19 protein-coding genes are annotated in these 19,593 nt (G+C 37.7%); 9 read left to right on the top strand and 10 right to left on the bottom strand.

Annotated elements, in window-relative coordinates:
* The first annotated feature begins 126 nt into the window (after positions 1-126).
* A complete protein-coding gene (prfH, locus tag I9192_RS07490) occupies positions 127-717 on the top strand; it encodes a peptide chain release factor H (protein ID WP_005030055.1) in 591 nt (196 codons plus the stop codon).
* Between the two features lie 157 nt (positions 718-874).
* On the opposite strand, the gene I9192_RS07485 is transcribed toward prfH, so the two are convergent.
* Positions 875-2,221: a dicarboxylate/amino acid:cation symporter gene (locus I9192_RS07485; RefSeq protein WP_005030057.1), complete on the bottom strand. Its 1,347-nt coding sequence runs from the start codon at positions 2,219-2,221 to the stop codon at positions 875-877.
* A 421-nt stretch (positions 2,222-2,642) separates the two neighbouring features.
* Between I9192_RS07485 and I9192_RS07480 the strand changes: the two genes are divergently transcribed.
* Positions 2,643-3,638 (top strand): glycosyl transferase family protein, encoded by a 996-nt coding sequence (locus tag I9192_RS07480; RefSeq protein ID WP_005030059.1) that lies wholly within the window; start codon positions 2,643-2,645, stop codon positions 3,636-3,638.
* Between the two features lie 27 nt (positions 3,639-3,665).
* On the opposite strand, the gene I9192_RS07475 is transcribed toward I9192_RS07480, so the two are convergent.
* The 3 genes from I9192_RS07475 to I9192_RS07465 all read right to left on the bottom strand — a co-directional run bounded on the left by I9192_RS07475 (position 3,666) and on the right by I9192_RS07465 (position 5,511).
* Positions 3,666-4,112 (bottom strand): hypothetical protein, encoded by a 447-nt coding sequence (locus tag I9192_RS07475; protein WP_005030061.1) that lies wholly within the window; start codon positions 4,110-4,112, stop codon positions 3,666-3,668.
* Positions 4,113-4,303: 191 nt separating this feature from the next.
* A complete protein-coding gene (locus I9192_RS07470) occupies positions 4,304-4,570 on the bottom strand; it encodes a YeaC family protein (protein ID WP_004831521.1) in 267 nt (88 codons plus the stop codon).
* 2 nt (positions 4,571-4,572) lie between these two features.
* Positions 4,573-5,511 (bottom strand): NAD(+) kinase, encoded by a 939-nt coding sequence (locus tag I9192_RS07465; protein ID WP_004831522.1) that lies wholly within the window; start codon positions 5,509-5,511, stop codon positions 4,573-4,575.
* A 158-nt stretch (positions 5,512-5,669) separates the two neighbouring features.
* Between I9192_RS07465 and mrcB the strand changes: the two genes are divergently transcribed.
* Together mrcB and I9192_RS07455 are read left to right on the top strand one after the other, a co-directional pair.
* Positions 5,670-8,063 carry a penicillin-binding protein 1B gene (gene mrcB / locus I9192_RS07460; RefSeq protein ID WP_004831524.1) on the top strand — a complete coding sequence of 798 codons (2,394 nt, stop codon included), beginning with the start codon at positions 5,670-5,672 and terminating at the stop codon, positions 8,061-8,063.
* A 53-nt stretch (positions 8,064-8,116) separates the two neighbouring features.
* Positions 8,117-8,701, top strand: a complete 585-nt coding sequence (locus I9192_RS07455; protein ID WP_004831525.1) for a tetratricopeptide repeat protein — start codon at positions 8,117-8,119, stop codon at positions 8,699-8,701.
* A 445-nt stretch (positions 8,702-9,146) separates the two neighbouring features.
* Here the strand turns inward: I9192_RS07455 and I9192_RS07450 are convergent, their stop codons facing one another.
* Entirely contained in the window at positions 9,147-10,100 is a 954-nt protein-coding gene (locus I9192_RS07450; RefSeq protein ID WP_005030064.1) for an NUDIX domain-containing protein, read from the bottom strand.
* Positions 10,101-10,240: 140 nt separating this feature from the next.
* On the opposite strand from I9192_RS07450, the gene hemP reads away from it, so the two are divergent.
* The gene (gene hemP / locus I9192_RS07445; protein WP_004721884.1) at positions 10,241-10,411 is read left to right on the top strand and encodes a hemin uptake protein HemP; all 171 of its coding nucleotides are present in this window, start codon (positions 10,241-10,243) and stop codon (positions 10,409-10,411) included.
* 235 nt (positions 10,412-10,646) lie between these two features.
* Here the strand turns inward: hemP and I9192_RS07440 are convergent, their stop codons facing one another.
* The 4 genes from I9192_RS07440 to I9192_RS07425 form a co-directional block, all read right to left on the bottom strand.
* Complete coding sequence (locus tag I9192_RS07440) at positions 10,647-11,981, bottom strand: sensor histidine kinase (RefSeq protein ID WP_005030066.1); 1,335 nt, start codon at positions 11,979-11,981, stop codon at positions 10,647-10,649.
* A gap of 42 nt (positions 11,982-12,023) precedes the next feature.
* A complete protein-coding gene (locus I9192_RS07435; protein ID WP_005030067.1) occupies positions 12,024-12,689 on the bottom strand; it encodes a response regulator transcription factor in 666 nt (221 codons plus the stop codon).
* 145 nt (positions 12,690-12,834) lie between these two features.
* Complete coding sequence (locus tag I9192_RS07430; protein WP_005030069.1) at positions 12,835-13,194, bottom strand: NirD/YgiW/YdeI family stress tolerance protein; 360 nt, start codon at positions 13,192-13,194, stop codon at positions 12,835-12,837.
* Positions 13,195-13,302: 108 nt separating this feature from the next.
* Positions 13,303-15,060, bottom strand: a complete 1,758-nt coding sequence (locus I9192_RS07425) for a GspE/PulE family protein (RefSeq protein ID WP_151801091.1) — start codon at positions 15,058-15,060, stop codon at positions 13,303-13,305.
* A 170-nt stretch (positions 15,061-15,230) separates the two neighbouring features.
* Here I9192_RS07425 and I9192_RS07420 point away from each other — a divergent pair, with 170 nt between their 5' ends.
* Positions 15,231-16,514 carry an MgtC/SapB family protein gene (locus tag I9192_RS07420; protein ID WP_004831531.1) on the top strand — a complete coding sequence of 428 codons (1,284 nt, stop codon included), beginning with the start codon at positions 15,231-15,233 and terminating at the stop codon, positions 16,512-16,514.
* Positions 16,515-16,795: 281 nt separating this feature from the next.
* Entirely contained in the window at positions 16,796-17,767 is a 972-nt protein-coding gene (locus I9192_RS07415; RefSeq protein WP_046761292.1) for a hypothetical protein, read from the top strand.
* Positions 17,768-17,862: 95 nt separating this feature from the next.
* Here the strand turns inward: I9192_RS07415 and I9192_RS07410 are convergent, their stop codons facing one another.
* A complete protein-coding gene (locus I9192_RS07410) occupies positions 17,863-18,495 on the bottom strand; it encodes a hypothetical protein (RefSeq protein ID WP_042085169.1) in 633 nt (210 codons plus the stop codon).
* An 89-nt stretch (positions 18,496-18,584) separates the two neighbouring features.
* Between I9192_RS07410 and I9192_RS07405 the strand changes: the two genes are divergently transcribed.
* Positions 18,585-18,956 carry a DUF3144 domain-containing protein gene (locus I9192_RS07405; RefSeq protein ID WP_004831535.1) on the top strand — a complete coding sequence of 124 codons (372 nt, stop codon included), beginning with the start codon at positions 18,585-18,587 and terminating at the stop codon, positions 18,954-18,956.
* A gap of 53 nt (positions 18,957-19,009) precedes the next feature.
* Positions 19,010-19,414, top strand: a complete 405-nt coding sequence (locus I9192_RS07400; protein WP_005030080.1) for a DUF3144 domain-containing protein — start codon at positions 19,010-19,012, stop codon at positions 19,412-19,414.
* Positions 19,415-19,593: the final 179 nt, after the last annotated feature.

Here is a 19,593-nt window from a genome sequence, read left to right as displayed (position 1 = left end):
ATAGACAAGCTAAAAAATGTCTATGTCTCACTATCAAAAAAACATAGGTGTAAATTTATAAATTTACTTTTTTTAAATCAATACTTTTTATTTTGATCAAATGTTTGATCTAAAGGATGCTCTATATTGTCTATTGTCCAAATCAGTGCTGCGCTTGGACCCGCAGAATGTGAACTTGCAGTTAAATACACTTTGCAAGAAATGCAAAAAGAAGCTCAAAAGCAAAAAATTCAATTCGAAGTGATAGAAAGTAATACTACTCCGCACGGCTATTCATCCGTGATCTGTAATATTAATGACAGCCACCAAAATTGGCTCAACTCTTGGTTAGGAACCATTCAATGGACGTTTCAAAGTCCAATTCGTCCACATCACAAACGTAAAAATTGGTTTGTTGGCATTAGCCAATTTCAAAGCCCTACGCAACTTCCTGCGGATGATACGATTATTTTCCAAGCCTGTCGGGCATCTGGTGCTGGCGGGCAACATGTCAACACCACTGACTCCGCTATTCATGCAACCCATACTGCCACAGGAATCAGCGTTAAAGTTATGTCTGAACGCAGTCAACATGCCAATAAGCGTTTAGCAAAAGAGTTAATTGCACTCAAATTACAACAACAGATAGAGAGCCAACAAGCCCATCAGAAACACGCTCAACATTTACAACACACGTTGATTGAGCGAGGTAATGCAGTAAAAAGCTTTAAAAGATAAATCAGATATACGCATGTTGTCGTTAAATCTGAGTAGCGTGAATGTCTAACATCAGTTTGAATTTAAATTTTATAAGAAATGAAGGATGCTTCAACACAGACATTAAAAAAGGAAGCCTCAGCTTCCTTTAATACTTTCATTGAATACTTTTAAAAACTCAAGCATGTACTTCAGTTTTTTCCTCAAGCATCTTACGATCAACTTCTTCAGGATTGTTCAAAGCATCATTGAGTTTTTCAACATCAAGCTTACCCACCCATTTTGCAACGACGATGGTTGCCAGAGAGTTACCCACCAAGTTAGTCAATGCACGTGCTTCAGACATGAAACGGTCAATACCTAAAATCAAAGCCAAACCAGCGACTGGGATATTGCCTACAGCAGCCAAAGTTGCTGCCATTACAATAAAGCCTGAACCAGTTACACCTGCTGCACCCTTTGATGAAATTAACAAGACCGCAAGCAAGGTAATTTCATGCCAAATATCCAGTTGAGTATTGGTTGCTTGTGCAATAAAGATTGCCGCCATAGTCAAATAAATAGAGGTACCATCAAGGTTAAATGAATAACCTGTTGGAATGACCAAGCCAACCACAGACTTTTCACAGCCAGCAATTTCAAGCTTTTTCAGCATACGTGGTAATACAGATTCTGAAGACGATGTACCCAATACAATCAATAACTCTTCACGAATCATACGGATCATTTTTAAAATACTAAATCCGCAGAAACGACTGATCGAACCTAAAATAATGAAAATGAACAACAAACAGGTGATATAGAAACAAAGAATTAGCTGTGCAAGTTGCGCTAAGCTACCAATGCCATACTTACCGATGGTAAATGCCATCGCACCAAAGGCACCGATTGGCGCAAGTTTCATAATCATATTCACGATGTTAAAGAACACATGCGAAATTTGATCAATCAATCTTAGAACAGGTTTACCTGCATCTCCTAACTTATGTAAAGCAAAGCCAAACAGTAATGCAAATAAAAGAACTTGTAGAATTTCGCCTTCAGCAAATGCACCGACAACCGTATTAGGAATAATGTGCATAAAGAAATCAACGGTGGATTGTGATGCACCCGATTCCACATATTTGCTGATACCCGAAGTATCCAATGTAGCAGGATCAATATTCATCCCTACACCAGGTTTAGCAATATTGATCACCACCAAACCAATGATTAAGGCAATCGTGGACACAATCTCAAAATACAACAGCGCAATACCACCCGTCTTACCGACCGATTTCATGCTTTCCATACCAGCAATACCACTGACCACGGTACAGAAAATCACAGGTGCGATAATCATTTTAATGAGCTTAATAAAAGCATCACCTAAGGGTTTAAGTTGCTCACCCAAACCTGGAATATTCTTTTCAACACCATTGATCAATTGTGTACCACTTGGGAAGTAGTGACCGACGATCACACCCAAAATAATGGCAACAATCACTTGAAAATAGAGTGATTTATACAGCGGTTTCTTAGCCATGATAATTACTTCTTTCTATATTTCTGTTCGAAGAAATATCCAATATTAATGCGACCATTTGCTGACACAGGCAAAAATCCTGATGAAAACATCAAGAAAATAGATTTTTAGAAAATAAAAATCCGTTCAGAAAACAGCCGTTTTCCAAAACAAAGACAACAAATGACGATGTTTAAGATTTACTCTGTATTGCCCATATGCAAATCAGAATAAATGTAGAACAGGAGATGAAAAATAAAACACTATTCAAGCTTATTTTAATTAATTTTTGAGCATCAATCTCTATGTAAATGTGAATTTTGGCTAACATCTGTCCATTTTTTGCTTAGACCTTAGTCTAATACCACTTGGATCTATACCCTTTCAATTCATTTATGGCATAGTGTACTGCACTGTTTCTTCGGCTTATGACTGCATCCATATGAATACCAAACGCAATCTTTATAAAGACTTTGAACATCCTTTTGCGCAGTTTGTGCGAATCATTGGTAAAGGAAAAAATGGTGCACGATCATTAACTTATGATGAAGCTTATCAAGCTTTTTCGATGATTTTAAAAAATGAAGTGCTTGATGTACAACTAGGTGCATTCTTGATGCTACTTCGTGTAAAAGAAGAATCTGTAGATGAACTCACTGGCTTTGTCCAAGCGACCAAAGACCAATTGAACTTCCAAGCACTTTCTGTGGATTTAGACTGGTCATCTTATGCAGGGAAACGCAAACATTATCCATGGTTTTTGCTGGCAGCTCTGACACTGGCTAAACACGGTTATAAGATCGTCATGCACGGCGCTGCTGGGCATACCATGAATCGTGTTTATACCGAACAAGTTTTAGCGTATTTAGGATTTCCAATTTGCCAAAATGAAACTGAAGTCAAACAACAGTTAGAGACTCAAAATTTTGCTTATTTGCCTTTGGATGTAATCTCGCCAATTTTAGCAGATTTGATCAATCTCAGAAATGTCATGGGATTACGCTCTCCAATACATACTCTTGCTCGCCTGATTAACCCGTTCAATGCCAAAGCCACCATGCAAGCTATTTTTCACCCTGCTTATCGTAGCTCGCATCAACAGGCAGCTTTTCAACTGGGTTATCAAAATAGCGCAGTGATTAAAGGTGAAGGTGGCGAGTTTGAGCGAAACCCTGACGCGAAAACGCTGATTTGTGGTATCCAAGATGGTGAACTCTATGAATATGAATTACCAAAATTAACGGATAATCGTAGTCCAATAGAAGAACAACTGGATCTGTCTGTGTTTAAAGCTGTCTGGGAAGGTCAACAAACACATGACTATGGCGAGATTGCCGTTACCGAAACGATGGGGATTGCTTTATATACCATGGGTATTGTAAATAACTACCCTGAAGCCATGAGTAAAGCTCAACATCTTTGGAACACACGTTTCTAAATTGAAGTTTCTACTAAAGCGTGATGATCAATGATCACGCTTTTGTATAAAATAAAAATCAGACCAAAAAGGATAACTTTTCCCTGAAGAATGAATATTGAGGAGTTGCAACTGATCACCGATTTGGATCACGTTTTTATTCTGTATATGTGGTCCAGATAAATATGCATCTTTTTGCTGACCAATCAGCTTTGAACAATATAAATGGTGCGTTTTTATTTTTTTTGAAGAGTCAGCTGTATAAGCATTATCAATTTTTATACCAATTAATAGCATCGGATAACCATCATTTTTAATTGATGTATATTGTGTGACTGGCGTTTGGAAATTTTGACTTGCAATCACAGTCACATCTAATAAGCATTGAATAGGACTTGCGCCACTTGTTCGTTCAGCGAATGAGCTGGTGGAAATTGCAGAGATGAAGATTAGACTGAGATGAACAAGCTTTATTGTTTTGAGCAGCTGTAGCACTTTAACCTCTATATTTTTAAGAATTTTTATCTTCCTGAATATCTTTGTCGCCTTTTTACATATTTCTGATTTTTAACGTATAGACCGTTTTATACCATCATCATTGTAGCAGCTTAAATATTATTGTTTTTTTATTGAGTATTTGAACCATAAAGTAAGGCTACTTTACGGTTCAAATGTTTTTTACACAGTTAGATAAAACGAATTGGTTTAAATTCTGGTTCAGGAACATGTGAGTCACACTCCTCACCCTCTTCTTTATGACCTTTATCAATATAACCCGTACGTTCTTTTTCAGGAACATTTTGATGTTCCCAAGCGATTACCGCTTGCATACAAGTTTGACGCTGCTCAGCAGTCAGTGCCACACCATTTGGCCATTTCCCAATTTCTACTGCTGTTTTTAATCGTTCAACGATATCAGCATCTAAAATAGAAAGCATCTGTTCAATATTCATGGTCAATCCCGCTGAAAAGAATCAAAATCTTGATTCCAACCAAGTTTAGTACGACAAGCCATATAGAAGTCATAACCTGGCGGATGTAAAAGTATTAGTTTGAATGGATGTTTGCGAATATGCAAACTATCGCCAACATTTAATGAAACACTGTGTTGTCCATCGGCACTCACCATCGGCAATACACGGTTTTCACGGATCAGTATCTTAATTTCACTCTGCCCACCCACAACGATTGGGCGCGAAGACAAGGTATGTGGATGCATCGGAACCAAAGCAATCGCATCCATACTTGGATGGAGAATCGGTCCCCCACCCGATAATGCATATGCTGTCGAACCTGTGGGCGTAGACACAATTAAACCATCACTGTGCTGACGATAAACATATTGCCCATCAATATTCAGTTCGAAATCGATCATATGTACAGACTTACCTGAATGTAGCACCACATCATTCAAAGCAATTGCATCGTAAATCGTTTCATTTTTACTGCGAATTTCAATTTCAAGTAAGAAACGGCGATCAAGTTGAAATTCACCTTTTAAGACTTGGTCGAGCTTAAAAATCACTTCAGTTGGTTTAATATCCGTTAAAAAGCCCAGTCGACCACGGTTGACACCTAATACGGGAATATTATATTTCACCAATGCACGTGCTGCATGTAATAAGGAGCCATCGCCACCAACAACAATGACTAAATCTACAACCTCACCGAGTAAATTCTTACTGACAGTTTGAGTATTGGTATAGGGAACAAGTTCTGCTGTTGCGGTGTCAAAAACGGGATGTAAACCTAAACTCAATAAATGATCGTGTATAAGGCAAAGCGTATCAACCACAGAAGATTTATCTGGTCTTCCAATCAAACCAATGTTACGAAAGGTCTTTGGTGAAATCTGCACAGGTGCTTTAGCTCCACTGAAATTCTGAGATATCATAGCACTTTCAGAATATGTTTATAAAATCATTCATCAACGAAAAATAACAAGAATACCCAAAAAGGCTTTAAATTTGTGTATTTCACAGATTTATTATTGCAAATTTAAGAAAAGCTTCGCATGATTAGCGAAAATAAATTGGGTTTTATTATCTGTATATGAAGAACGAACGTGGTATAGGCTTGATTGCACTGATTTTTTGTGTATTGGTCATTGCAGCATTTTTTGCATTTAGTATCTACTTAATTCGACTCGACAATGTTATTCGGGACAAGTTCGAAGGAAACCGCTGGGACATTCCTGCGAAAGTATTTGCGCGACCATTAGAAATATATGCAACTGCGCCTATTGCACAAACAGAATTTGAACAAGAGCTTAAACTGTTGGGTTATAAAAACAGTGACAGTTATACCAAGTCTGGAACATATATCAGCCAACCCAATTCTGTCTATGTTCATACACGAGGCTTCGACTTTGGCGATAGTGTTGACCCAGAACAAGTTTTACAAGTGACTTTTGCAGGAGATACTGTTTCTGATGTTAAAGCCACTAAGCCAACCAATACTGGAATTGCACGTTTAGAACCGATGTTGATTGGTGGAATCTATCCGCAACATAATGAAGACCGTGTGCTGATTAAACTTAACAAGGTTCCAAAACCTTTGATCGAAGCATTAATTGCAACCGAAGATCGTAACTTTTATCGTCATCACGGGATATCTTTCCGTGGTACCGCACGTGCGCTGGTCAGTAACGTAACAGGCGGAAAGCGTCAAGGTGGTTCAACACTCACTCAACAATTGGTGAAGAACTTTTTCTTAACCCCTGAAAAAACCTTGAAACGTAAAGTCAATGAAGCACTCATGTCTCTTTTATTAGAGCTTCATTATAGTAAAGATGAAATTCTTGAAGCCTATTTAAATGAAGTAAACTTGGGGCAAAGCGGGAATTATTCAGTCAATGGTTATGGTTTAGCTTCACAGTTCTATTTTGGATTACCACTCAGTGAACTAAATATTTCACAGCAAGCTTATTTAGTTGGTTTGGTACAAGGACCTACCCTGTTTAATCCTTGGAAAAATCCTGAAGGGGCAAAAAAGCGTCGAGATATTGTCTTGAACAATATGTTGGTGATGGGCTACTTAGATCAAGCACAATATGAAAAAGAAATTTCGCGTCCATTGAATGTTGTACGTAAACCAACGCTAGGAACCGCGAAGTTCCCAGACTTTCTCGATATTGTACGTCGTCAACTTAAAACAGAGTATCAAGAGTCTGACCTAACCAATCAAGGTTTAAGAATTTTTACAACGCTTGACCCAATTGCACAAACCAAAGTTCAAAATAGCTTTAGAGATACTGTGACTCGATTAGCCAATGCCAATCCATCACGTTTAAAAGACTTACAGGGTGCTGTTTTAGTCACGCGCCCTGAGAATGGTGAATTGATTGCTGCTGTAGGTTCTACACAAGACTTTACTGGTTTTAACCGTACAGTTGATGCCAAGCGTCAAGTAGGTTCTTTGCTCAAACCTGTAATCTATTTAAGTGCTTTGGAGTCAGGGCGATACAATTGGGCGTCTCAAATCGAAGATGCGCCGATTAGTTTACCTGTCAATGGCAACCAATCGTGGACACCGAAAAACTATAGTGGCTCTGGTCATGGTTATGTTCCTTTAGCACAAGCACTTGCTAACTCATATAACCTGTCAGCTGTTCGTCTGGGTAATGAATTTGGTATCTCAACATTTAGCAATAATCTGACTAAATTTGGCGTGACCTCTAAAATCCCGAATTATCCATCGATTTTCCTCGGTGCAGTTGATATGTCACCGATGGAAGTAATGAGTATTTATGGCAACTTTGCAACGGGTGGATTTAAATATCCTACCAAAGCTATTCGTACTGTGGTTGATTCAAATGGTCGTCTTCTAGAGCGTTTCGGCTTAAACGTTCAGCAAACCATAGATCCTTCTGCTGCATTCTTATTGAACTATGGTTTACAGCAAGTCATGTCATCGGGTACAGGTAAAGCGGCTTACAATAGCTTACCAGCTGATCTTAAACTTGCGGGTAAATCAGGGACAACCAATGATACTCGTGATTCATGGTTCGCAGGATACTCGGGTAACAACTTAGCTGTCGTGTGGCTCGGATTAGACAATAATAAAATCACTGGGTTGACAGGTTCATCAGGCGCATTGCCTGTCTGGATTAATGTGATGAAACAGTTACGTCAAAAACCTGTGAATTTGCGACAAACAGATGATATTGCATGGCAATGGATTGATTCACGTACTGGCGAATTGTCTGCCCAAGGCTGTGAAGGTGCAATGTATATTCCACTATTACGTCATACTGTGCCAAATCGTGCGACTGAATGCGGTATGCCACATTACCAAGTGGACCCACAATACGTACCCGATACACAACAAAACGCTTCGCAAACACAGTCTGGTGATAGTATTGACAACTACATTCGTGAGAGTGAAGACAGTATGGAACAGGACTCAAGAGGTCGTATGATTTCAAGTGGGAGTTACAACAACTAAATCCTCTCACTTTGTAGGTAAAGATGGAATGGCTTTTTGAATAGGAATGAATGATGAATCGTAATGTGACCAAGACCACTTATCTAATAAGTTTAATGGGAATATTGGCTTTAGCTGGTTGTCAAACAACACCACAACACACCAAGCCACCAACAAAACCTGTCGAAAAGCCAGATACATCACAGCAAAAAAATAATGTTCCAACGCCTGATGGTGTAAAGATTACACCTTATGAGCGACCTGAAATCAAACGTGAAAAAGTCCCTACTGTCATCGTGCCTCAACAAAAAGCCCAAACTCAAAAATTTGAGGATGGGCAAAATATTCCCGCCTTTAAGCAATTGATGCAACAAGCCCAAACTGCTTATCAAAAACAACAATGGGATGAAGCAGAACGCTTTGCCTTACATGCACAACGTTTAGCCCCACAATCCGCAGAAGTTTTTTCTTATTTGGCAAGAATCGCCCAACAAAAAAAGCAATATGCAAACGCTGAGTCCTTAGCACGCCGTGGCTTAAGTTATGCTCAAACAACTGCACAAAAGAAAGTGTTTTGGAATACGATTTTACAGTCAGCACAACAATTGAAAAATCAAAAGACTGTTGCAGAAGCATCTAAGCAACTGCAAAGCCTCTAAGTTCAAAGTTGAAAAGTGTAGTTTATGTGAGTTAGACGCAACTACACCTTTAGCTCATTAAACAAACAATGTTCTTAGCGGAGTCTTGCCTCAAACAGTTGGAGATGAGATTTCCGAGTATCTTATTTCACCAAAAGTTTTATATAAGATTCAGGTTAAAAATAGAATAGATTTTGCTTTTTCACGAGCCAATTTCACCCAATATTTCTATTGTAGCTGGGAGCATGGTTGCCACCGTTGGTCAAGGGTGATATGAATATCCCCTTTGATCAACGAAAGATTTTTGTTACTTTTCATCTCTAAAAAGTCAGGCATCGACTACGCAAATCAATCAAAACTTTTATCAAAATATGAGGCTATGAAAATGCCTTATTTATACGATACAAACTCTCAATAATGGTATGGATTGGTTTAACTTACTTTCGATGTTTGGTATGAGTTCAAGTTAAAACTGGCTAATCCCTGCAATACCATAAGCACCATACTGTTGTGCAATGCTTAAATCAGTAGGGCTTAACCCTCCCAATGCGAATACAGGTAAATCACTGCTTTTGGCATATTGCGCAAACTGTTCCCATCCCAAAGTATGTGCATCTGGGTGTGTTGCAGTTGGTAGAACAGGGCTAAGAATCACCGCATCGAATCCCAAGCTGTGCGCACGTTGTAAAGACACTAAATCATGACATGCTGCGATACAACGCACGCCTAAGGGCAATTGCCCCATTTGCAAATCCATCACCTGTTGTTGTTTATAATGCACAGCAGCCACAGCTTTCTGCAAAGATTCTGGCAATTGTGTCCAAATATCAACATTGATGATCAACCGTGACAGATCATGCAGGTTTAACTGCTGGACTTGTTCTACTGCTGATGTGAGTAATTCAGTGCGATAATAAAACAGTGGTTGTGCTGAAGCTTCATTCAGATTACTTTCATTCAACGCATTAGCATTCACTACACTTTGTTTGTTTCGACATAATTCGCTCAAATCCTCAGAAATTTTAATGTGATGATTCCAAAATAAACGCTGAATGATCGAATGATTGGCTTTAGGGAAATTCAGCCCTAAAAGTTGATCACGGCTGTACCATGTCCATGGTTTTTGAATATCTGCTAAATATTGCTCATTCACAGTGGCATGGAATAAGTGCAAAAATACTTCGACATCATCATATTCATGATGAATCACATCAAAAGCATGCCACTGCTGAATGCCAATCCCCACTTCTTCAAAAATTTCTCGACGACATGCTTCAACAGGTGTTTCCCCTGCTTCAATCTTCCCTCCTGGAAACTCATATTTATTGCCTTGATGTTGGTCAGCATTGCGCCATCCTACAAGGACTTTCCCTCGATACAGTAATAAAGCAATCGCCACATGAACACTGGGTTTAGACATAGAAATAGAGCCCTGAAGTTTTAATCAATTGTAAGCAAATATAGATTTTTTATAAATGATAAAAATTATCGTTGACAGATCTATTCGATAATGATTATCATTTAAATCACTTAGACAACACCCCACTCGGAGTCAGAATAATGAACGCACCATTTAGCCTATTTACACGTAACACCGAAGCTCACCAATCTCTTCCAATGTTACACTCAAACAACTTATTTGCATTAGGACGCGAAATTCGCATTATGCATGCTGGTGAAGAATATCGTTTACGCTTAACCCGTAATAATCGTCTAATTTTGACTAAATAACGATAAAAACAACTGATTTAAAACAAAAAACGTGGGAACAAGCAGTATGAATCAGCGCATACTGCTTTTTAAGTTTTGGCTGAACAATTTATAAAAGATTATAAAAGATCATGTAAATAGAGTTATTTGATACACAACTGGATGAGCAAATAATGTCATTCATCATTTCTCTATCACTACTCAATTTCATATCTAATATTGTTATGTCCAATATTGTTGTCGTTTCTTTCTGAATCTAAGGTAAATATAAGCGAATTTTTAAGCCACCGTATTTGGAAGCACTAAAATCAATTTTCCCCTGATGCAGATCGATTACAGTTTTACAAATGGATAAGCCTAGACCTGAACCTTGTGTTTGAGTTCCTAAAGCACGAAAGAAACGCTCCCCTAAACGAGCAATAACCTCTTCTGAAACTCCCTCACCATCATTTTGAATTTCAAATAATTTCCAACCTTCAAAATGACCAAGATCAATATAAATATTGCCCTGCTGAGGTGTGTATCGAATTGCATTATCAATTAAATTGCGGATGCAAATAAACATTAATTCTTCATTTACATCGACATTTGCATCTTCACTTTGAATATGAAGTTGGACTTGTTTCTCATCTATAAATGTCTCTAAGGCAGATAAAACACCATGAGTCATCTTTTCCAAACTGACCCAAGTTTTAGGTAAATCACTTTTATCTGTAGGATCTAATCTGGCGAGTAACAATAAATTTTCAAGTACTTGTGTACCTCGAAATACATCATTTTGGATTAGGCTTAACTGATGACGAATTTCAGGCACTTCAGCATATTTACGTTGCAGCAACTGTAACCGCATATGTATTGCTGATAATGGTGAACGCAGCTCATGTGATGCATCTGCGGTAAACCTTTGTTCTGCGACTAATGCCTGTTCCAGTCGAATAAACATCTGATTAAGCTGATTAACCATCGGTTGTAGTTCTTTAAATTCAGGTTGAGGCTGTTGAATCAAGCTTAAGTCATTTACATTTTTCTCAGCAATTTCTGTTGAAAGCGATTGAATTGATCTAAATTGTTTTTTGACTGAAAAATGTAAAATCAGCCATTGGATCGCCCATAAACTCAGTAAAATTAAAAAATAGCTGATTAAGCTTTGCGACAGGTCTTTAAAGCGCTCACTCAACGGTTGGATCACATAGACACTTAACCCTGAATCGGGATTTTTTGCATGATAGCTTCGCCAAAGTTGATGATTTGACCAAATAAAATCATAAGTACTGTCTTGATCAGTTATCTTGGCGTGACTGCTTATGTCTAACTTAAATTCTGGGGATTGTGTTAAAAGTTTATCTCCATTCATCAATTGATATTGAATATCAAATTCATCACTGAGCTCATCCAATTGAAAACCCGATGTAGTACTCAAATCTGAAATCAGCAGCATATCTGAAATTTCATCCATGATTTGATCTTGAACATCCATGTTGTGGTAAATAGACAATGCGATGAGTAATAGCAAAGCAAATAGACCCGCCACAATTGAACTCAACATGGATGTTTTAATCAATTTATGTTGTAGCGAGATGGCTTGGCTCATAGATACCCTATTGAAATCATTTAAAATAGATCAACACACTGCTTATTCTTGCGGTGTATTCATTCGATAACCTAATCCTCGTATGGTTTTTATCAAATGATTGCCAATCTTTTTTCGTAGCTGATAGATATAAACTTCAATCGCATTGCTTTCAATTTCATCCCCCCATGCATATAAAGAAGCTTCTAATTGTTCACGAGTCACAATATGTTCAGGCTTTTGCATCAGTTTATATAAAATTTGAAATTCTTTTGCTGTTAATGCAATGGCTTGTTGGTCTTGAAAAACTGTTTTTGCATGAGTGTCTAAAATCAAATTGGCATATTTGATTTCATGTAAATTTGTGGTTTGTGTTTGTCTAAGCTGAGCACGTATTCGTGCTGATAGTTCTTCAAGACTAAAAGGTTTGACCAGATAATCATTTGCACCTAAATCCAAACCTTGTACACGATCTTGAATAGTATCTCGTGCTGTTAGAAAAATTACTGGTGTGTCAGGATATTGCTTTTTTAATCGCTGCAAAATCTCATCTCCTGTCGCCTTTGGTAAACCTCGATCAAGCAAAATGCAATCATATTCATGCTGTTCTATGGCTAAAATGGCGTGATCACCTCGCTCAACCCAATCGACATTATATCCATCCATTTCCAACCAAGATTGGATACTTTCAGCTTGTGAGCGGTCATCTTCTGCAAGCAATATTCGCATTATCTACCCTCTTTCATCCATATCTAAAAATCATCACTATTGGGTTGATGGCAATATAATGACCACAAAGATGAGATGCCAATGCATCTCATCTTTGTCGCAAATTCAATTTTGAATCAAAAATAAGTGATTTTGAACGAAAGCATTAAAAATTCACTGCATCAACATCAATTTCGACTCGCTTGGTTGGCTTGTAGTCGATATCAACTTCACCGATTAAAGTAACTGTAGTATTTGGGGCAATCGGTTTACCTTGCCATAATTCATCATCAATATCGACCGTAATGGTTCCAGTGTTATCACGGAATTGATATTTTTCATCACCAATCGCTTTTACCACATTGCCACGTAACTGTACTTTTGTATCATCTTTTAAGGTTAATGCATGTTTCACAGTGGTTAAATTGGGTGTTAAAGCAGACTGATTCACTGCTGTATTTGCTGAAGCAAAAGAAGTTGCACCAATTAAGCTGATTGCAAGCAATGTTTTAGAAATTAGTTTCATCGTTGACCTCATCAATGTTGATCGTTTCAATAAAGCCATTAAAACAAATCAACATGAGGTGAATCTTAGGATGTCTTTATTTCCAATTTTTTGATGCAAAGCTAAAAATTAATTCAAAGGTACCACTCTTAACACTTCCTCTAAAGTCGTTACACCCTCTAAAACTTTACGCGCGCCTGCTATTCTTAAGGGTTCAATCCCTTCTTTCTTGGCTTGCATTCTAAGATCATCTAAGGTTGCATTGGCGCTGATACGCTGTTTTGCCTCTAAGCTGATCGGCATAAACTCATAAATACCAACACGACCTTTATACCCCGTTTGGCGACATTCTTCACAACCAACCGCTTTAAAAATAAAATCAGGTGTTTTGGTTTGATAACCAAAGGTTAAATGTTTCCATTCTTGCTCATTGATAAAGGTTTCTTGTTTACAATGTGGACAGAGCTTTCGCACCAAACGTTGAGCAAGCACGCCCAGAATTGTTGCGGCTGTTAAGAATGGCTGTATACCGAGATCATGCAAACGGGTCAAACTTGATGGTGCATCGTTGGTATGCAAAGTTGAAAGCACCAAATGACCAGTCAAAGCAGCTTGAATTGCCATATTTGCAGTGTCTTGGTCACGGATTTCCCCGACCATAATAATGTCTGGGTCTTGTCGCATCAACGCTCGAATACCATCTGCAAATCCTAATTCAATTCCTTGATTCACTTGCATCTGGTTAAAGCTTGGCTCCAACATTTCAATCGGGTCTTCAATGGTACAGACATTGACCTCTTCAGTAGCCAATTGCTTTAACGATGAATACAGTGTGGTTGTTTTACCCGAACCTGTGGGTCCAGTGACCAAAATAATCCCATGACTATGTTGGGTTAAACCCTGCCATTGTGACAATAGATGTTCATCAAATCCCAATTGTTGAAAACTACGCACCAAAACTTCTGGGTCAAAAATACGCATCACCAACTTTTCACCAAATGCAGTGGGTAATGTTGAGAGGCGTAATTCAGTTTCTTGTCCTTTCGGAGTACGAGTTTTTAGACGACCATCTTGTGGTTTTCGCTTTTCTGCAACATTCATCCGTCCTAAGATTTTAATTCGTGAAATAACTGCGGTTAAGGTATTGGCAGGCATGTTATAAATGGTATGTAAAACACCATCGATGCGAAAACGAATTTTACCCTTTTCCTTACGTGGTTCTAAATGAATATCACTGGCACCTTGTTCAAAGGCAAACTGTAAAACCCAATCTACCAATTTAACAATGTGTTGATCATTAGCATCCGGATTTTGCGTATCTCCCAATTGTAACAGTGCTTCTACGCCTTTATTTTCCTTATCATAAGCACTCGATTTTTGTGAATTACTCACAGCTCTGCTGACTTGGTAATACTCAGTAAGATAACGTTGTAATTGTTCTGGATTTAACACCACTTTTTCAATTTTTTTAGGGCTAAGGCTGCGTTCTAAATTATGAACCCAATCGGTCATAAAAGGCTGTGCCGTACCAATCAAAATTCGATCTGCATGGACTTCTACAGCCAAAATTTTATTTCTCAATGCAAACTCTTGAGACATGACACTGGTCAAAGACGTAACATCTGCTTTTAACGGATCAATGGTAAATAAATTCAATTGGGCCTTTTCAGCCAACCATTCTGTCAATACAGTTAGTGTCAGTCTTTTTACTGAGTCTTGAGCATCAACTAATTTAAAATTTGCGATCCACTGTAAGGGATGCCATTTTAATTGATCACGTTGCCGATGCGTCGTCTGTACCAATAATTTTTCACGTTCAGTAATTCGACCGTCTTTTAATAATTGTTCTAAACACCAAGCTGTATCGATTTCGAAATTAAATTGCATTGTTATATCCCCAAAACACAGTTTACTATAACAAAATTAACTTTTGTATTTGCTGAATTTTTTCAATTGACCGGTATATTATAGATAAGCCAAAAATAAGCTTTTGATTTAGGAATACTTTACGCTACATTGAAATTAGACAATCTATTCATGGTTCTAGGGGGAGCGCTATGAATTTAATTCCAACAATGTCATTCGATTTCAATTCTTATCATGATTTATTTACGATTATTGCGGCTGCTTTAGGTTGCGGTTTATTGATCGGATTAGAACGTGAACGCAGCAAACAACGTGAAAATCAACGTAGTTTTGCAGGTTTAAGATCATTTGCGATTTGTTCAATCTTTGGCGCTGTATGCTTTTTATTTGGTCCCTATTTTGGCATCGTGGGAGCGTTAATCACAGGTGCAGTTGTAGCATACTCAATTAAAAATCAGACCGATGATCCTGGGGTTACGACTGAAATCGCCTTTATTCTGACCTACTTTATTGGTGGAATGTGTCTGTGGAATATACCATTTGCTGCGGGTTTATCTGTCATTTTGACAATCTTATTGATGACCAAACATTCTATGCATGGTATTGCAGGAAAATGGATCACCGAATCTGAATTTAGAGATGGAATCTTTCTGCTGGCATTACTACTGATTGCACTTCCTCTTACCCCGAATAAACCATTGTGGGGTTCAGTTCTTAATCCCTATGTAATTTTAAAGTTACTTACTTTAATTCTGGCTGTGCAAGCACTGGCACATATTGCCAAACGATTATTGTCCACAAAAAATGCTTTGCTTCTGTCTTCTCTAGCATCGGGCTTTGTATCCAGTACGGCAACGGTTGCCAGTTTAGGATTAGAAGTCCGTAACGGACGTGCTGATGCAAAAGCCAATGCTGGTGCTGCACTCATGTCATGTGTAGCGACACTATTGCAATTAATGATTATTGTTATTGGTGTAAGTATTTCTTGGTTTAAAGTGATTGTTTTACCCAGCCTCCTTGCAATCACCGTTTTGGTTATTTTTGCATTATGGCTCATGCGTAATACGCAACCGATCGAAGCGAACAAATCTACTGATAGCCGCATGTTTAGTCTTAAAGAGGCTGCGATTATTGCAGGGTCTTTAACCTTGATCCAAGCAGGTGTTTATGGCTTAAACTTGTTATTGGGTGATGCAGGGCTTATTGCAGGTACACTTCTTGCGTCACTTTTTGAAATTCATGGCGCATTAGCAACCATTGTCATTCAAGGTGAGCCTAGTAACGCTGTGTTATCGCTTGCATTCCTGTTAGGTTTAGCTGCACATGCAGTAGCGAAATCAATAAATGCTTTGATCAGTGGTGGTGGGCGCTATGCACTTGTTTTTGCTCCAATTCAAATTTTACACATGCTGATCTTTATTGTGATTTTTATTTGGGGTCTTCAAAATTCAACTGCTTTTATAAATCCCTTTTAAAATAATGATTCAACATCAATAACGCCCCTTTCTCTTTTCTCTTATAAAGTAAGTTATAACTTTAAATATCAATATAAATCATACATCATGGTCATGTTGATTCATCTAAAAACCTACACACTGAAATGATCGATTAAAAAAATGACACGACTAAAATTGATAAACGACCGATAAAATACTGGGCTTAAAATAAGTATTGAAAAAATAATAGGTTTCAATATCATGACAACGTGAACTTTTATACACATAAATTTTTAATATCTTATAATTTGGAATAATACATGAAAATTAAATTACTTTCTTTTGCCATTATTTCTTCATTATTTTTGACTGCATGTGGAGGAGATTCAGATGCTGGGGATTATATCAGCAACAATGATTCGGAGTGGTTTAGCTATGAAACTGGCGGTTCGCTTGACGATGCTTATCTGTTTAACAAAGTAAAATTTAGCTTTAGAAATAAACAAATGTATATCGATGGTGAATATAAGGTAGATGGCTCAACCCAGTTCACTGCATCCGATCTTTTAAGCCAATATTTAGCATCTGATGGATTGTATGATGCAACTAAGAGTAAAACAGATTTGGGCTATCAAAATGCCACGCTTAAATCGAAATCAGCAACTGTTTGGACATTTACACCCTATTCAACACGTAACTACAAGCAATTGGAATTAACTGAAAAATTTGAAACTGTTAATCTAACGGGTAAATTAATTAGCCCATATATCAATGGTTTTGATCATTTTGCTGGTTCAAACAGTGCATTAAGCGATGCAATGGGACCATATCCTGCTTATTACGTCAAAAAGCTACAAGGCAAAACTTTTCCAACAGGTTCAACGTGTTTAAGATCAATATCTTCTTCAACCAATACTACTTTTGCTGATCTTTATTCTAATGATCCTATCATAGGTTATAACCCGTCAAAATATTTTCAAAATGGTTATATTCAAGCGAAACTGGGCAATTTTAGCTTAGATTTATCTCGTGATATTCAACCGAACAGACATATTGCTGCTGTCGCTAAAATTGGCTCAGACTATTATCAAGCCGCTTATTATACTGTTGGTGACTATGAAGTCCTGACAGATAAAATTCAGCAGTATGAGCAAGATTATCAAGATGCTGTGAACCAGTTTGGGAAATACAGTATCAATGCTCAAATACAACAAGCTTATCTCAATGGTTTAAAATCTGAATGTACTTTGTTTAATACCACAGCAAGCCAAGCAATTGATGCTGTAAAATAAAACAAAGTTGTAAAAGAATAGCCCTGATTAAACAATGATTTCGTCAGGGCTTAATTTTTACTTAATTTAAAAAAATCGAAACGTCTCATCATTAATTAACGATATTTTCCAAAAACTTTCCAGACTTGATTATCCGCCAAAGGATCGGCATAGCTGTCATTGCGTTGTTTACGTGGTTTTTCACGGGCATCAACCAACTCAAAATCTTGCTCAGTACCAAGCACCAACCCATTCACATAAAATCGAGTTCTGGTGTATTCGCTTTGCCCATGTTGAAAAATATAAGTACGCAAATCAATAAACTCACGATGCGCAACTAAGGCAGCCGTATCATCACTGTCCAGCCATTGGGTCATTTTACTGATTTGACTTGGCTCAAATTGCCCGCATTTTTCAATCAAAGCAGCAATACCACGAAAGGTTTTAGACTCTTTAGCACGAGTTTTATTGATACGAATTCGATCCACATGAAAGAAGAACAGGGGTAAGTTTAAATGACTCGGTAAATGAATCGCATCTAAAACCTCATCTTCCATAAAGGGTTGATAGAGTGCTTGTGCCCGTTCAATCAATCCAAGCCATTGTTTATAGTAATGCTCTACTTGTGTTTGTGGTGCATAATAAATTGGTAATCCTTCAACATGTGCAAGCTCCGTCGGCGGCCAAATATTTTGGCGTAATAATGCAATATCACTTTTTAAACTTTGTACAGCAATCGCATCTTGCATGACCTACTCCTGAAGTATTTATTATGCTTAGGCTATTTTGAGTATGCTATAGTTATCGCAATGAAACAAGCTTGTGAATAGGAAAGCTTATGTCTGAAAATAATGATTTTTTTGAAGAAACTGAACAAGTTGACTCAGATGAAAGTTTTTACGAACGTGCTGATGAGTTTATAGCACTTGCCAATCAATTCGCTGATGCTGATCATCAAGTCTCTCATCTCAGCGCAAATCCAGGCAGTGTCAGTGCCTCTTTTATGTATGCTAATGCTCGCTATAGTGTTTGGCATGCAGCTTGCTCTTATCAAAATGCACCAGACTTTAAAGCTGATCGACAAGTGATCCTAGACTATTACACCGAACAATTTAAATTGATGCTTGAAGACCATCTTGACGAGTATCAGGAAAATTTCGAAAGTTATTTTCCCCAATCTGATACGGATGAAGTAAAGCGTTTCGTTTGAACACTGGATTGCCTATAATAGCTCACCAATGAAATACCTAATGTGGAAAAACCATGTCTCAAAAAATCAACGCGACTGATATCACTGAAGAAGAAGCTTTAAATGCTGTTTTTTTTGAGCGTGCAGATGAGTTTATCAAACAAGCCAATGAATTCTGTCGCCCAGTCAAGGGAAAACAAGCAAAGCCTGAAGAGCTTCGTGGTCAAGTCAGTGCTGCGATGTTGTTTGCGACTGCTCGTTTTAACACTTGGGTTGCTGCCAATAATTTCAAAGATGGCAATGAAATGCGTGATGCAAAAGAACAAGTTATGTCTTATGTATTACAGCAATTTCAAATGATGCTTGAAGACAATTATGATGAATATTGTGAGCAATTTGAAAACTATCTGCGTTTCCGAAAAGATGAAAATTTTCATACGCACAAACATGATCACGATGGGCATGATCATCAGCATTGATGGTTTTAGTTGATCACTTGTTTCAGAAAAATATGACGCTAGCCTCTGTATATTAGAGGCTAAATCCTTCTTCTTGATAAAATTAATACGTCAAAATCGCTAATCATCTATATTTCTAATGCAATATTTACGAACAAATAATATTCATGTTTTATAAAAATATTGTATGGTATGTGCAT

The organism is Acinetobacter bereziniae, from assembly GCF_016576965.1.
Classification (GTDB): domain Bacteria; phylum Pseudomonadota; class Gammaproteobacteria; order Pseudomonadales; family Moraxellaceae; genus Acinetobacter; species Acinetobacter bereziniae.
This window is presented reverse-complemented; position numbering and strand designations above follow the sequence as displayed.